Raw genomic sequence first — 13862 nt, 5'->3', positions numbered from 1 at the left:
GGCCTGCCGCGGCGGTGAAGCCGTCGCGGGAGCCCGCGAGACGACCGCACACATCGGAGGCGTCCCATGGCTTCGTCCGACCAGGACCTCGTTCCCGTACTCGACAAGGACGGCGTACGGCTCACCGTCGACGACGCGATCGCCACGGTGACGCTGACCAACCCGGACAAGCGCAACGCGCAGAGCCCCGCTCTGTGGCGGGCGCTGACCGAGGCCGGTCGGCAGCTGCCGGGCTCCGTCCGAGTCGTGGTGCTGAGGGCCGAGGGCAAGTCCTTCTCGGCCGGGCTCGACCGACAGGCGTTCACGCCCGAGGGCTTCGACGGCGAACCGTCGTTCGTCGACCTCGCGCGCGGCGCCGACGCCGAGCTGGACGCGACCATCGCCGAATACCAGGAGGCGTTCACCTGGTGGCGGCGCAGCGACATCGTCTCCGTCGCCGCTGTCCAGGGGTATGCCATCGGGGCGGGCTTCCAGCTCGCCCTCGCCTGCGACCTGCGCGTCGTCGCCGACGACGTGCAGTTCGCCATGCGCGAGACCAGCCTCGGACTCGTGCCCGACCTGACGGGCACGCATCCGCTGGTGGGACTCGTCGGCTACGCCCGCGCGCTGGAGATCTGCGTGACCGGGCGCTTCGTCACGGCCGAGGAGGCCGTGAACACCGGCCTGGCCAACGTCGCCGTGCCCGTCGGCCAGCTCGACGACACCGTGCGCGACCTGGCCGCGGCCGTGCTCGCCGCGCCCCGCGACGCGGTCGTCGAGACCAAGGCCCTGCTGCGCGGTGCCCAGGACCGCACCTACGAGGAGCAGCGCGCGGCGGAGCGCCAGTCCCAGGCCCGCAGGCTGCGGGACCTCGCGGGCGTCGGGGACTGAGAGCCGCCGGGCCGCCGGGCCCCGAGCGCGGTCAGCCGATCGCGCTCACCACGACCGCCACCGTCGGGTGATCCGGCAGCGCCCTCCTGACCACCGTCCGGACCTCGCGGGCCACGTCCCGGGCCCGCTGGTCCGCGCCCACGGCCAGCTCCAGCCGGACATGACGGTGCGGCAGCGCGGCGCCCTCGCGGGGGAGTTCCTCGATGTGCACGGGGTGGCCCAGCGTGCCGGTCAGATGGAGCACGCCGTGCACCCTGAGCGCGGCGGCGGCCACCCGGCCCTCGTCGCCGCCCCCGGCCAGGGCGGCACTCGGGGGCTCGGGGAGGCGCTCGGCGACCCCGGCTTCCCCGGGCCCCTCCTCGTCCAGCAGCCCCGTCACCCGCAGGTCCACCTCCGCCACCGTCAGGCCCAGCCGCTGGGTCGCGGCGGTCGCCAACGTCGCCCGCAGCAGGGACGCCGTCGTCGGCAGGGGCTGCGAGGCCGTCGCGGCGAACTCCGCCGTCACCCGCAGCGGCCCGGGCGGCAGAGCACTCGGCGGAGCCGGCACGGCCGGCTCCGCGGTGTCCGCCGTGTCGGCGACCGCGACACGGAGCGTGTCGAGGCGCACGCCCGGCGCGTCCCGGGCCGCGCTCCGCAGTACCGCCTCGGCTGCCCGTTCCGCGATCCACGCGCCGTCCCGCGCGTCACCCAACGGCAGAAGCCTGCCGATTCCCAGCTGATGTCTCACTGCCTGTGTCCATCGGTCGGCCGTCATTCCTCCAGCCTGCCGTATCAGAGGCGCGCTTCCATGCAACCGTGCTTACGGTGGTCCAAGGACGACGAAAAGGACGTAACGGCGATGACTGACATGACTGAGAACCGGGGCGGGGAGACCGAGACCGCGGCGGTACGCAGGAGCCCCTTGGCCAAGCACAGCGGCGGAAACGCCGGTTCCCGCGGGCGGACGACCATCGCGGACGGCGTCGTGGAGAAGATCGCCGGCCTCGCCGCACGCGACGTCGACGGCGTGCACGCCATGGGCAGCGGCCTGTCCCGCACGTTCGGAGCAGTGCGCGACCGCGTGCCCGGAGGAACCAAGTCGGTGTCGCGCGGTGTGAAGGCAGAGGTCGGCGAAGTGCAGGCGGCCCTCGACCTGGAGATCGTGGTCGAGTACGGCGTGTCGATCTCCGATGTGGCCCGCGACGTACGGGAGAACGTCATCACCGCCGTGGAGCGGATGACTGGCCTGGAGGTCGTCGAGGTCAACATCGCGGTGAGCGACGTGAAGCTGCCGGACGAAGAGGAAGAGGAACCGGAGCGCCGGATCCAGTGAGGCACGGGCCAACACACAACGACACAGCGGCTGAGGAGCTGAGGAGCGCATGAGCATGGCCGTGGTCGGCATGATCGTCGGCATGGCACTGGCCTTCGCCGGATATTTCGGCGGATTCGGCGCCTTCCTGCTGGTGGCGGCACTGGGCGCCGTCGGCTTCGTCGTCGGCCGGTTCCTGGACGGGGACCTGGAGTTCGGCGACTTCTTCCGTCCTCGTGAACGTGAACGGCAGCGGTGACACCCATGAGTCCGGGGGCCGGTGAGCTCGACAGACCTCTGACCGTCGTCCCGCCGGGCGAGCGCGGCGCGACCCGGATCGCCGACCGGGTCGTCACGAAGATCGCCTCGCAGGCGGCCCTCGAAGCCGTCGGCACGCTGCCGACCGGCGCCGACCGGCCCTCCGCGTCCGTCGTCGTCCACCACGAGGTCGCCCATGTCCGGGTCCAGCTCGAACTCGGCTATCCCTGCGACATCGGCGCCCGCTGCCGCCAGGTGCGGCACCACGTCGTCGAACGGGCGGGCGCCCTGGTGGGAATGCAGGTGCCGGAGGTCGTCGTCCAGGTGGAGCGGCTGCACCTGGACCCGGCGCTCGGCGCGGTACAGGGGAGGACGCGATGAACGAACCCCAGGGCACTCAGCCCCCCGAGGACAGCACGCAGCGCCTGCCCGTCCTCGACAAGCAGGAGACGGAGAACGGCAACGGACCGGACCGGTCCGATGCGTCGGCGGCCTCCGGGCCGCCGCCCGAACTCGAGGGCAAGGGGGGCCGCGAAGGCCGCTTCTGGTCGGCGCGCCGCGTTCCCGCGGGCATCATCGCCCTGCTGCTCCTGGGCCTCGCCGGGCTGTTCCTGTACGACATCGTCTCCGTGCGCGCGGGCCGGCCCGGCATGGAATGGCGCCGGGAACTGGCCCGGCAGCTCGCCGCACGGCCCCTCGACGACACCTGGGTGCTCGTCGGCGCGGGGGTCGCGGCCCTCCTCGGCCTCTGGCTGCTGATCCTGGCCGTCACGCCCGGCCTGCGGGACGTGCTCCCGATGCGGCGCACGCACACCGACGTACGCGCCGGACTGCACCGGGACGCCGCCGCCACCGCGCTGCGGGACCGGGCCATGGAGGTGGCCGGCGTGCAGTCGGCACGGGTACGGGTGCGCCGGCGGCGGGCCGACGTCCGGGCCGTGGCGCACTTCCGGGAACTGGACGACGTACGAACCGATCTGGACGCCGTGCTTGCCGACGCGACCCGCGGACTGGGGCTGTCCCGGCCGCCCTCGCTGTCGGTGCGGGTCCGGCGGCCCGGCCGGAAGGGGTGAGAGCGGTGCTCAGGACCGTCAACCGCGTGTTCCTCGGCCTGGTGGGCCTGATCCTGCTGGCGCTGGGCGGCTCCGTCCTCGCCGTCGGCCTCGGCGTCTCGGCGCCCTCGTGGTGGATCCACGACAGCAAGCACGACGTGCTGCTGAGCAACGCCGAGCGCACCCGCTGGCGCGACGACGGCTGGTGGTGGCCGGTCGTCATCGCCGCCCTCGCGATCCTGCTGCTGCTCGCCCTGTGGTGGCTCGTCGCGGTTCTGCGCCGGCGCCGCCTCGCCGAGGTCCTCGTCGACACCGGCGACGGCGAGGGCGCGCTCGTGCGCGGCCGGGCTCTGGAGAACGCCCTCACCCAGGAGGCGGACCACATCGACGGCGTGGACGGAACCCAAGCCCATCTGAAGGGCGGGCGCAGCACCCCCGAGGCCCACGTGCGCCTCGCACTGGAGCCACACGTAAACCCGGGCACCGCACTGAACGACTTCACGACCGGCGCCCTCACCCACGCCAGGACATCGGCGGGCCTCGCCTCACTTCCGGCGGAGGTGAGGCTGAAGGGCGTCAAGCACGGCGCGGAACGGGTGAGTTGAGGACGCGCGAGCCGGTCACGGCCCTCAGAAGCCGTGCCGCGCGCCACCGTCGACCGGCACCATGACCCCGGTCAGATAGGAGGCCGCCGGCGACATCAGGAACGCCGCCACCCGCCCGAACTCCTCCGGAGTCCCGTACCGCCGCAGCGGAATACGCGACTCCGACGCCGCCCGGGTCGCCTCGGGGTCCGCCGACAGCGCGTCCAGCTGCCGTACCCGGTCGGTGTCGATCCGCCCGGGCAGGACACCGACCACCCTGATGCCCCGCGGCCCCAGCTCGTCGGAGAGCGACTTGGCGAACCCGGCCAGGCCCGGCCGCAGCCCGTTCGAGATGGTCAGCCCCGGGATCGGCTCGTACACCGACCCGGACAGCACGAACCCGATGACACCCCCGGCCTCCATCTCGGCGGCCGCGGCGCGCGCCAGCCGGACCGCACCGAGGAACACCGACTCGAACGCCGTCTGCCACTGCTCGTCCGTGTTGTCCGCGACGAACCCGGCCGGCGGCCCGCCCACGCTGACGAGGACGCCGTTGAAACGGCCGAAGTGCTCCCGCGCGGCGCCGATCAGCAGGGCCGCCGCATCCGGGTCCGCGTTGTCGACGGCCACCCCGACGGCGTTCGGTCCCAGCTCGGCCGCCGCTTCGGCGACGCTCTTCTCGTCCCGCCCCGAGACGACCACCTTCGCCCCGTCCGCGACGAGCTGACGCGCGGTGGCGTTGCCGAGGCCGCGCGTGGCTCCGGTGACGACGTACACCCGGTCCTTCAGTCCAAGATCCATGGTCCCTATCCTGCCCCTTCCCCACCGAACAGGGCGAGGGCGGTGTTCACCAGCCCGATGTGGCTGAAGGCCTGCGGGAAGTTGCCGAGGTGCCGGCCGGTCAGCGGGTCGAACTCCTCGGACAGCAGCCCGACGTCGTTGGCGAGCCCCGCCAGCCGCTCGAACAGCTCACGGGCCTCCTTTGCGCGCCCCGTCATGTACAGGGCGTCCGCGAGCCAGAACGAGCACACCAGGAACACGCCCTCGCCGCCGGGCAGCCCGTCGACGTCCCCGTCGGCCGTGCTGTAGCGGCGCAGGAAGCCGCCGTGGGTCAGCTCCTCGCGGACCGCGTCGATGGTGCCGATCACCCGCGGATCGTCCGGCGGCAGGAATCCGACGCGCGGGATGAGCAGCAGCGCCGCGTCCAGTTCGCGTGAGCCGTAGGACTGCGTGAAGGTGTTGCGTTCCGGGTCGTAGCCCTTCTCGCACACCTCCTGGTGCACCTCGTCGCGCAGCGCGCGCCAGCCGTCCAGGTCGCCGTCCAGCTCAGGGTGGCGCTCCAGGGTGCGGACGGCGCGGTCGGCGGCCACCCACACCATCACCTTCGAATGCACGAACTGGCGCTGCCCGCCGCGCACCTCCCACAGCCCCTCGTCCGGCTGCCGCCAGTTGGTCCGCAGGAAGTCCATCAGGGCCGTCTGCAGCGCCCACACGTCGGGCTGGGCGGACAGGCCCGACTCGCGGGCCAGCGACAGGGAGTCCATGACCTCGCCCCAGACGTCCAGCTGGAGCTGCTTCACGGCGTCGTTGCCGATGCGCACGGGGGCGGACCCGACGTAGCCGGAGAGCCAGGGCAGCTCGAACTCCGGCAGCCGTCGCTCGCCCGCCACGCCGTACATGATCTGCAGGTCCGCCGGGTCGCCCGCGACCGCGCGCAGCAGCCAGTTCCGCCAGGCCTCTGCCTCCTCCTGGTAGCCCACGGCGAGCAGCGCGTTCAGGGTGAGGGTGGAGTCGCGCAGCCAGCAGTAGCGGTAGTCCCAGTTGCGCACCCCGCCCGGCTCCTCCGGCAGCGAGGTGGTGGGGGCGGCGACGATGCCGCCCGTCGGGGCGTAGGTGAGCGCCTTGAGGGTGATCAGGGAGCGGACGACGGCGTCCCGGTGCGGGCCGTCGTAGCGGCAGTGCGACACCCAGGTTCGCCAGTCCTCCACACTCTGGCGCAGTGCGTCGTACGGGTCGACGAGCGGCGGGCGCGGCTCGTGGGAGGGGTGCCAGGTCAGGACGAACGCGACCTTTTCCCCCTTCTTGACGGTGAACTCCGCGTGCGTGCCGAAGTCCTCGCCCCAGCTGGTCACCTCCGGCTCGCTGCGCAGCCAGGTCGAGTCCGGGCCGGCGACGGCGACGCGGTGGCCGTCGGCCCGGCGCACCCAGGGGATGATCGAGCCGTAGTCGAAGCGCAGCTTCAGGACGCTGTGCAGCGTCACCTCGCCGTCGAGGCACTCGACGACGCGTACGAGGTCGGGGGCGCGGTCGCGTTGGGGCATCAGGTCGGTGACCCGGACCGCCCCTTGCCCCGTCTCCCACTCGGTGTCCAGGACGAGGGTGTCGCGGCGGTAGGCACGCCGGGTGCAGCGGTCCGCCCCCACGGGGGCGATGCGCCAGTACCCGTTGTCCTCGTCACCGAGCAGTCTGGCGAAGCAGGCGGCCGAGTCGAAGCGGGGCAGACACAACCAGTCGACGGATCCGTCCATACCGACCAGGGCCGCGGTCTGCTCGTCGCCGATGAGCGCGTAGTCCTCGATGCTGGGGTGCACGGAGTGCGGGTTCCCGGCAACTCGGCGTGGCAATCAGGGCGGGGGCCGGGGGAGTGATGTGTCCTGAACACCGGGGGCGGGGCTGCGACGCGCGCCGGCGTGTGGGCCGCGCCAGGTACCCCCGGCTCGGGGCGGGTACCGCCTGCGCGCCGGTGGCGCTACACCGCGGCCGGCTCGGACTCCGTCGTGTCGGACTTCTCGGCCGCCTTCTGGGCCCGCTCCCGGGCCTCGCGGCGGGCCAGGACCACCCAGCCGACCGGGACGGCCGCGGAGAACAGCCACCACTGGATGGCGTACGCGTAGTTCAGCGCGGCGTCCTCCTTGCCGGGGTCGCCCAGCAGCTCGGGGGTGTCGCCCTTGGGCTCGGGAGCCGTCTGGGAGATGTAGCCGCCGAGTACCGTGGCGCCCAGGCGCCGGGCCTGCTGCTCGCTGTTGATCAGCATGATCTGCCGGTCCGGCAGGCCCTGGAGGTTCTTGATGCCGCTCGCCGCGGTCGTCTCGTCGGGCATCAGCCGCCCCTCGACCGTGACCTCACCGCCCGGCGGTGCGGGGACCTTCGGGAACGCGGTCTGGCTCGGGCCGTCGGAGGGGATCCACCCCCGGTTGACCAGCAGCACCTTGCCGTCGTCCAGGACGAACGGGGTCAGCACGTGGTAGCCGACCTCGTCGTCGGAGTTGGTGCGGCGCCGGACGACGACCTCGTCCTCCGTGTCGAAGCGGCCCTTCGCCGTCACGGTCCGGTACCGCTCGGTGCTGGTCACGGTGTGCCCGGGCGCCGTCAGCTTCTCCACGGGCACCGGCTCGGCCGCCAGCGCGTCGGTGACCAGCTGATTCCGGGCGGTGCGCTCGTCGTAGCGGTGCATCTGCCAGATGCCCAGCCTGATCATCGTGGGGATGAGAAGCAGGGCGATCAGCGTGAGGATCACCCACTGCCGGGACATCAGGAAGCGGTACACCCCACGACCGTACAACTCGGTCGTGGGGTGCATTCAGGCGGGTACGGGTTCACACCTTGTCGACAATTCCCACCTTTCCCTCCGCGCGGGCGCAGTGGGCGCCGCAGTACCAGTGGCCCTCGACCTCGACGCCCTGGCCGATGATCTGCACCCGGCAGTGCTCGCAGATGGGGGCCATGCGGTGGATCGCGCAGGAGAAGCAGTCGAAGACGTGCACCGCGCCCTGCGCGTGCACCTCGAAGGTCATTCCGTACTGATTGCCACATACCTCACAGGTCGCCATGCGCCACAGGGTGAGCCGTCACTCCCCGCGCGGGCGAGCGGCCGCCGGGCGAGTCGCCCGGCAATCACCCGTCCGTACGGTCGCTCCTCCGGCGTGCGCTCACTCCTCCGACCTGCGCTCACCGCTCCGATGCCGGCTCCACGTCCGCGAGGAGCTGCCCGAACGCCGCCTCGTCCACGACGGGCGTACCGAACTGCCGGGCCTTGACGACCTTGGACGTGCCCGAGTCCGGGTCGTTCGTGACGAGCAGGCTGGTCAGCCGGGACAGGCTCGTGGCCACATGCAGCCCGGCCTCGGTCGCGCGGTCCTCCAGCAGGTCCCGCTCGGTGGAGGTGTCACCGGAGAAGGCGACCCGCATGCCCTGCTTGAGCCGCCCGCCCGCCTCGTACCGCCCGGGGTTGGGGTAGGGGCAGGCGGGGCGCTTGCGGGACGGGCGCCAACTGCTCGGCCGGTAGCCGCCGTAGCCTCCCGGGCCCGCCTGCTGCCCGATGCGGGGCGCGGCGGGGCGGTCCGTCCATTCGGTCAGCGGCCGGCACTCGTGCAGCGGCAGCCGTACGTTGTTCGCCGCCGCCGCCCGCAGGCTCGGCCGGAACGCCTCCGCCAGCACGCGCGCGTCGTCCAGCGCGTGGTGCGCCCGCTGCTGGACGACGCCGAAGTGCGCGGCGAGGGACTCCAGCTTGTGGTTGGGCAGCGGCAGCCCGAGCTCCTTGGACAGCGCGATGGTGCACAGCCGCTGCCGCACCGGCGCCTCACGCTCGGCGCGTGCGTACTCCCGGGCGATCATCTGCCAGTCGAAGACGGCGTTGTGCGCGACGAGCACCCGCCCCTGAAGCCGGGCGGTGAACTCCTCGGCGATGTCCGGGAAGAGGGGCGCCCCTTCGAGCGCCTCGCTCGTCAGCCCGTGGATCCACACGGGGCCCGGGTCGCGCTCGGGGTTGACCGTCGTGTACCAGTGGTCCTCGACCTCGCCGCGCTCGTCCAGCCGGTAGACCGCCGCGGAGATGATGCGGTCGTCCCGGGCCAGGCCCGTGGTCTCCACGTCAACGACCGCGTACCCCTTGGGATACGCGGCCGGCCACGGCGTGGCAGAGAACACTGCGGTCGTCAGGTCTTCCAGCATGGTCCCTGAGGATACGGGCCGCGACTGACACCGCCGTCCGCCAGGTGCGCCCGCAGGGCCCTCCCGACGCCCCCTCAGGCGGGTCGTCCGGTCTGTCCGTTCGTGGGGCGTACGTCTGACCGATTCTCAGCAGGTCGCCACGGACCCGACGACGCGAGCGGAGAGAAGCGCCGGGGGCGCGCCGCCGTCACCAGCGGATGGGCACCGGAAGCGCCGTCAGCAGTCCGGACGCCGCGACCGCCAGACCCAGGACGGCCACCTCCGCCCGGGCCGGCGCAACCGCGGTCAGCGGGTCGGCCGCCCGCCGCAGCCGCCGCCGGGCCCATACGGCGAGGGCGGCGACGACCGCCACGAGCAGCACCTTGGCGAGCAGTGCGCGCCCGTACGCCGTTCCCGTCAGCTGCTCCAGGACCGTCTCCGGCGGCATCCGGCGCAGCGAACTGCACACGCCGGTCGCGGTGATGGCGGCGAGCAGGATGAGCGCCACGCGCGCGTAGAGACCCAGCAGGGCCGCGCCCGCCGTGCCGGGCCACAGCCGGAGGGTGCGCAGGGCGTGCAGCAGGCCGCCCGTCCACAGCGCCGCGCACGTCAGATGGACGAGCGTCAGCGCGGAGCCGGTCAGCGGGCCGGGCTCGGTCGTGGGGTGCGCGCGCAGGGCCTCGGCGACGACCACGGCGGCCAGCGGCCAGGCCTGCGTGACAGGCCGGCGCGACATGGCGCACAGTCCCGCCACGAGGAACGCGTTGACCTCCAGCAGGGCGAGCTTGCCGTCCCGGGACGCGTAGAGCCCCCCGGCGTCGATGTCCGCCACATGGTCCGGCACGAGATTGCCGGTGGCCACGACCGAGGCGAGTCCCAGGGCGGCGGCGAAACCGGCGGCGGCCGCGAAGGGGGACCAGCTGCGGGGCGCCGGGTGCCCCTCCCCGCCGGGCAGCGAACACGCCAGCCGGTTCACGAACAGCTCGCCGACGGGTATGCACAGCGCCGCGAAGAGCACCGTACGCAGCAGGGCTATGCCGCCGGCGCCGGGTGCTCCGGCCTCCCCGGTGCCGTGCAGCGCGGCGGACGGGCCGAGCAGCGGGATCAGCGCGGCCAGAGCCACCAGCACCAGAACGGCGACGGCCCGCCCCGCACCCGCACGCGGTACCGGCCCCTGCGGATCGGGCACCCCGGGCGTGGGTCTTGTCGAAGTCACCCCAGGATCTTCACCAACCTCCACAGGACCGGGCAAGTCAGCTGAACGCCCTCAGCCGACCCGCGACGCGGCGCTCCACCACAGCCGCACCTCCTTGTGCCGGTCCGTCGGCCGCAGACGGGCGGCCTCCGCTTCTTCGGCTCGATCGGGCGCAGGCCCTGGCGGTCCACTTGCCCACCGCCTTCTCCGGCTGTCCAGGTCGCCGGATCCTCGTACAGGTCCATGACAAGAGATCCCGTCGCAGACGGGGAACGGGCCGGACAGGTGCCCCCGTCCGGCCCGTTCCGTCTTCACATGAGCTCTACTTGGTCACCGCGTCCAGCGCGTCCGCGATGCCCCAGCCGTAGAAGCCGTTGCGGTTCTTGGAGCCCTCGCACACCGCGTCGATCTTGCCGTCGGCGTTGATGTCGTAGGGGTCCGTGCACGGCGTGGCGTCCGCCTCCGCGTACAGCAGGGCCTTCACCAGCGCCGGGGAGGCGTACGGGTGCGTCGACTTGATGAGGGCGGCGACGCCCGCGACGTGCGGGGACGCCATCGACGTACCGGCCATGTAGCCCCACTTGCCGCCCGGCAGCGTGCCCAGGATGAGGCCGCTCGTGGCCGGCGCCTCCGGCTTCTGGTAGGCGGTCGAGTCACCGCCCGGGGCGGCTATGTCCGCCACGCCCAGACCGTAGTTGGAGAACGACGACTTGATGCCCTTCGCGCCCGTCGAGGCGACCGTGACGACACCCGGCAGCTGGGTCGGGATGTCGAGGCACTTCGAGGGGTCGACGACCCGGTCGCCCGGCGTGGTGTCGTTCGGGGACGACGGGTCGGTGATCTCGTCGGAGGCGAGGTCGTAGTTCTCGTTGCCGGCCGCGGCGACGTTGACCGCGCCCTTCCTCTCCGCGTACTTCGCGGCCCGCGTGACGGCGTCCACGAGCGCCTTCTGGTCCGGGTCGTTCTTGCAGTTGAAGTACCAGGGGTCCGTGTAATAGCTGTTGTTCGTCACGTCGACCCCGTGCTCGGCCGCCCACACGAAGCCGCACACCACGGCCTCCGTGTAGAAGAAGCCGTCCGGGTTGGACACCTTGATGCCGGAGACCTTCACCCCGGGCGCCACACCCGTCATGCCGACGCCGTTCTTCGCGGCGGCGATCTCACCGGCGACGTGCGTGCCGTGCGGGCTCTCCGCGGCGCTCGGCCGCCAGGCCCCGTCGGCCGTGTCCGGCTTGCCCGACACACAGTTGACCGACGCCTTGCGGTCGAAATTGGGCGCGATGTCGGGGTGCGTGTCGTCGACACCGGTGTCGATCACGGCGACCGTGACCTTCTTGCTGCCCAGCGTCTTCTCGTGCGCCTTGTCCGCCTTGATGGCGGGCAGGTCCCACTGCTGCGGCTGCAGCGGGTCCTGTCCGGCGGGCGCTTCGGCCTTCGCGACCTCGGCCGCGCTCAGCACCTTCGGCGCGCCCAGGTCCCCCGTCGACGCCGAGGGCAGTGGCGCGGTGCGGGTGGCGCCCGCCGACTGCACGCCGCGCACCTTGCGGACGGTCTTGGCGAAGTCGGCGTTCGAGGAGTGGACGACGATGACGCCGATCTGGTCGTACGACGTCACGACCGTGCCGCCGGCCTTGGCGACGGCCTTCTTCACGTACGCCGAAGTGCGGTGCCCCGGCTTGACGTTGACGACGTAGCTGAGCGGGGTCGCCTCGGCCCGGGCCGACGCGGGAGCCGGGGCGTCCTCGGCGGCCGTGGCCATGGTGTTCGGCAGGAACGCGAGGGCTGTGGCCATGGCCATCCCGGCAGGGATCGCGACGGCGCGACGGTAGCGCGCGTACGGCGCAGTCATGGTGTCTCCAGTTCGTTCACGGTACGTGCTGATCTTGCGGAGGGTCTCGGTGGCGAGCCGGGTCACTTGACCGCGCGCAGCGCGTTGACGATGCCGTGTCCGTAGAAGCCGTTGAGGCGCTCGCCGCCCTCGCAGACCGCGTCCTGGGTGCCGTCGCCGTCCTGGTCGTAGGAGGCGGGGCAGGCGGTCTCGTCGGCCTGCGCCTTCAGCAGCGCCTGGAGCTGGGCCGGAGACGCCCAGGGGTGCTTGGACTTCAGCAGCGCGGCGACGCCGGAGGCGTGCGGCGAGGCCATCGAGGTGCCCTGCAGGAAGCCCCACGCGCCGTTCGGCATGGTGGACAGGATGCGGCCGTCCTTCGAGGGCGTGTCCGGGATCTGGTAGCGGCGGTCACCACCCGGCGCGGCGACGTCGACGACGCCCTTGCCGTACGTCGAGAAGTACGACTTCACGTTGTCGACGCCCGTGGAGCTCACCGTGACGACACCCGGCAGCTGCGTCGGGATGTCGAAGCACTCGTGCGGGTCGATGGTGCGCTCGGCGGGCGTGGTGTCGTTCGGGCTGGAGTCGTCGACGATCGCGTCCGCGTCCAGGTCGTGGTTGGAGTTGCCGGCCGCGGCGACGTTCAGCGTGCCCTTCTTCTGGGCGTACAGCTGCGCCCTGTTGACCGCGGTGACGACGGCGCGCTGGTCCGGGTCGTCCATGCAGTTGTACAGCCACGGGTCGACGTAGTAGCTGTTGTTCGTGATCTCGACGCCGTGGTCGGCGGCGAACACGAACGCGCAGACGACGCTCTCCGGGTAGAAGAGGCCGTTCGCACGGTCGGTCACGTTGATGCTGGACACCTTCACACCGGGAGCGACGCCCGCGACGCCGACGCCGTTGCGGGCGGCGGCGATCTCACCCGCGACATGCGTGCCGTGGTAGTCCTCGGGCGTGTACGGCCGCCAGGCGCCCTCGCTGGTGTCGGGCTTGCCGCCGGCGCAGTTGGCGGACTGCGAGGCGGAGAAGTTCGGGGCGATGTCGGGGTGGGTGTCGTCCACGCCCGTGTCGATCACGGCGACGGTCACCTTGCGGCTGCCCGGGTTGATCGATGCGGCCTTGTCGGCGCCGATCGCGCGCAGGTCCCACTGGTCCGCCTCAAGAGGCTCGCTCTCGGGCGTCTTCGCCGAGACGGCCTCGGTGCGCTTCGCCTGGGCGGCCGTCAGGTACTCGACCGCGCCCTCTTCCTTCGTCCCCGCGGCCGCCAGCGGCGCCGTCCGCGTCGCACCCGCGGACTGGACCCCGCGGGCCGTGCGGATCGTCTTGGCGAAGTCGGGGTTCGAGGAGTGGACGACGATCACGCCGATCCGCTGGTACGTGGCCACGACCGAGCCGTCGGCCTTCGCGATCGCCTTCTTCACCGAGGCGATCGTGTGGCGGTCCACCTTGGTGTTGACGACGTACGCCAGCTTCGGCGCGTCCGCCGTCCGGGCGGCCGGCGCCGCCTGCGGGGCCGCCGACGCGGCGGCAGGCAGGAAGCCCAGAGAGGCCGTCAGGGACAGCGCGACGGGCACGGCGAGAGCGAGCCGGCGTCTGGAACGCAAGTGAGACATGGGGTCTCCACATCCTCCGGAAACGAAACCGGCCCGAGGCACAGGTGGTGCTCGGGCAGGTACATGACGTGGTGGTGCAGGGTGAAGCTATCCCGGCCTCTCGCTGGCCAGCAACGCTTTGCCGAAACGACTTCGGAAAGAACGCCGGGCGTTTGAACCGGTTCTCGCGTGCCGCCGTGACGTTGAACAAGGAGCGCGAGGACTCTCGCCTCCGCCCCCGTTCCCGCCCGCTTCCGTCATTG

15 protein-coding genes are annotated in these 13862 nt (G+C 72.3%); 6 read left to right on the top strand and 9 right to left on the bottom strand.

Translation table 11 applies throughout. The annotated features are described in order from the left end of the window. Window positions 1-66 precede the first annotated feature (66 nt). Window positions 67-870: an enoyl-CoA hydratase/isomerase family protein gene (locus tag RFN52_RS08905; protein ID WP_184844711.1), complete on the top strand. Its 804-nt coding sequence runs from the start codon at window positions 67-69 to the stop codon at window positions 868-870. A 31-nt stretch (window positions 871-901) separates the two neighbouring features. Here RFN52_RS08905 and RFN52_RS08900 read toward each other — a convergent pair whose 3' ends face one another. After that, a complete protein-coding gene (locus RFN52_RS08900) occupies window positions 902-1624 on the bottom strand; it encodes a nucleopolyhedrovirus P10 family protein (protein WP_184844708.1) in 723 nt (240 codons plus the stop codon). Between the two features lie 84 nt (window positions 1625-1708). Between RFN52_RS08900 and RFN52_RS08895 the strand changes: the two genes are divergently transcribed. Genes RFN52_RS08895 through amaP form a run of 5 tightly spaced genes read left to right on the top strand, consistent with a single transcriptional unit; the run spans window position 1709 to window position 4076 of the window. Further along, the gene (locus RFN52_RS08895) at window positions 1709-2182 is read left to right on the top strand and encodes an Asp23/Gls24 family envelope stress response protein (RefSeq protein ID WP_184844705.1); all 474 of its coding nucleotides are present in this window, start codon (window positions 1709-1711) and stop codon (window positions 2180-2182) included. Between the two features lie 49 nt (window positions 2183-2231). After that, window positions 2232-2420, top strand: coding sequence for a hypothetical protein (locus tag RFN52_RS08890; protein ID WP_184844702.1), 189 nt, complete (start codon window positions 2232-2234; stop codon window positions 2418-2420). Between the two features lie 5 nt (window positions 2421-2425). Continuing rightward, a complete protein-coding gene (locus RFN52_RS08885; protein ID WP_184844699.1) occupies window positions 2426-2800 on the top strand; it encodes a hypothetical protein in 375 nt (124 codons plus the stop codon). Continuing rightward, entirely contained in the window at window positions 2797-3492 is a 696-nt protein-coding gene (locus RFN52_RS08880) for a DUF6286 domain-containing protein (RefSeq protein WP_184844696.1), read from the top strand. Before RFN52_RS08885 ends, RFN52_RS08880 begins: the two co-directional genes overlap by 4 nt. After that, a complete protein-coding gene (amaP, locus tag RFN52_RS08875; RefSeq protein WP_184844694.1) occupies window positions 3489-4076 on the top strand; it encodes an alkaline shock response membrane anchor protein AmaP in 588 nt (195 codons plus the stop codon). The genes RFN52_RS08880 and amaP overlap by 4 nt, the downstream gene beginning before the upstream one ends. A 24-nt stretch (window positions 4077-4100) precedes the next feature. On the opposite strand, the gene RFN52_RS08870 is transcribed toward amaP, so the two are convergent. The 8 genes from RFN52_RS08870 to RFN52_RS08835 all read right to left on the bottom strand — a co-directional run bounded on the left by RFN52_RS08870 (window position 4101) and on the right by RFN52_RS08835 (window position 13620). Continuing rightward, window positions 4101-4856: an SDR family oxidoreductase gene (locus RFN52_RS08870; RefSeq protein ID WP_184844691.1), complete on the bottom strand. Its 756-nt coding sequence runs from the start codon at window positions 4854-4856 to the stop codon at window positions 4101-4103. A gap of 5 nt (window positions 4857-4861) precedes the next feature. Next, window positions 4862-6646, bottom strand: coding sequence for a glycoside hydrolase family 15 protein (locus RFN52_RS08865; protein ID WP_184844688.1), 1785 nt, complete (start codon window positions 6644-6646; stop codon window positions 4862-4864). Window positions 6647-6804: 158 nt separating this feature from the next. Continuing rightward, window positions 6805-7602: an SURF1 family cytochrome oxidase biogenesis protein gene (locus tag RFN52_RS08860; RefSeq protein ID WP_229856199.1), complete on the bottom strand. Its 798-nt coding sequence runs from the start codon at window positions 7600-7602 to the stop codon at window positions 6805-6807. A gap of 49 nt (window positions 7603-7651) precedes the next feature. Next, window positions 7652-7885 (bottom strand): metallothionein, encoded by a 234-nt coding sequence (locus tag RFN52_RS08855; protein WP_078625432.1) that lies wholly within the window; start codon window positions 7883-7885, stop codon window positions 7652-7654. Window positions 7886-8003: 118 nt separating this feature from the next. Continuing rightward, window positions 8004-9005 carry a DEDDh family exonuclease gene (locus RFN52_RS08850; protein ID WP_184844683.1) on the bottom strand — a complete coding sequence of 334 codons (1002 nt, stop codon included), beginning with the start codon at window positions 9003-9005 and terminating at the stop codon, window positions 8004-8006. A gap of 187 nt (window positions 9006-9192) precedes the next feature. Then, a complete protein-coding gene (locus RFN52_RS08845; RefSeq protein ID WP_184844680.1) occupies window positions 9193-10200 on the bottom strand; it encodes a CopD family protein in 1008 nt (335 codons plus the stop codon). A 301-nt stretch (window positions 10201-10501) separates the two neighbouring features. Then, a complete protein-coding gene (locus RFN52_RS08840) occupies window positions 10502-12028 on the bottom strand; it encodes a S8 family peptidase (RefSeq protein ID WP_184844677.1) in 1527 nt (508 codons plus the stop codon). Window positions 12029-12090: 62 nt separating this feature from the next. Then, complete coding sequence (locus RFN52_RS08835; protein ID WP_184844673.1) at window positions 12091-13620, bottom strand: S8 family peptidase; 1530 nt, start codon at window positions 13618-13620, stop codon at window positions 12091-12093. Window positions 13621-13862: the final 242 nt, after the last annotated feature.

This window comes from Streptomyces collinus (genome assembly GCF_031348265.1).
GTDB lineage: Bacteria > Actinomycetota > Actinomycetes > Streptomycetales > Streptomycetaceae > Streptomyces > Streptomyces collinus.
The sequence above is the reverse complement of the archived record's forward strand: the minus strand, read 5'-3'. Positions and strand labels throughout refer to the sequence as shown.

Coding starts and splice junctions, on each gene's coding strand:
- RFN52_RS08840 (WP_184844677.1), bottom strand. CDS start 12,028: ATGACTGCGCCGTACGCGCGCTACCGTCGCGCCGTCGCGATCCCTGCC.
- RFN52_RS08880 (WP_184844696.1), top strand. CDS start 2,797: ATGAACGAACCCCAGGGCACTCAGCCCCCCGAGGACAGCACGCAGCGC.
- RFN52_RS08835 (WP_184844673.1), bottom strand. CDS start 13,620: ATGTCTCACTTGCGTTCCAGACGCCGGCTCGCTCTCGCCGTGCCCGTC.
- RFN52_RS08895 (WP_184844705.1), top strand. CDS start 1,709: ATGACTGACATGACTGAGAACCGGGGCGGGGAGACCGAGACCGCGGCG.
- RFN52_RS08885 (WP_184844699.1), top strand. CDS start 2,426: ATGAGTCCGGGGGCCGGTGAGCTCGACAGACCTCTGACCGTCGTCCCG.
- RFN52_RS08890 (WP_184844702.1), top strand. CDS start 2,232: ATGAGCATGGCCGTGGTCGGCATGATCGTCGGCATGGCACTGGCCTTC.
- RFN52_RS08870 (WP_184844691.1), bottom strand. CDS start 4,856: ATGGATCTTGGACTGAAGGACCGGGTGTACGTCGTCACCGGAGCCACG.
- RFN52_RS08850 (WP_184844683.1), bottom strand. CDS start 9,005: ATGCTGGAAGACCTGACGACCGCAGTGTTCTCTGCCACGCCGTGGCCG.
- RFN52_RS08855 (WP_078625432.1), bottom strand. CDS start 7,885: ATGGCGACCTGTGAGGTATGTGGCAATCAGTACGGAATGACCTTCGAG.
- RFN52_RS08905 (WP_184844711.1), top strand. CDS start 67: ATGGCTTCGTCCGACCAGGACCTCGTTCCCGTACTCGACAAGGACGGC.
- RFN52_RS08900 (WP_184844708.1), bottom strand. CDS start 1,624: ATGACGGCCGACCGATGGACACAGGCAGTGAGACATCAGCTGGGAATC.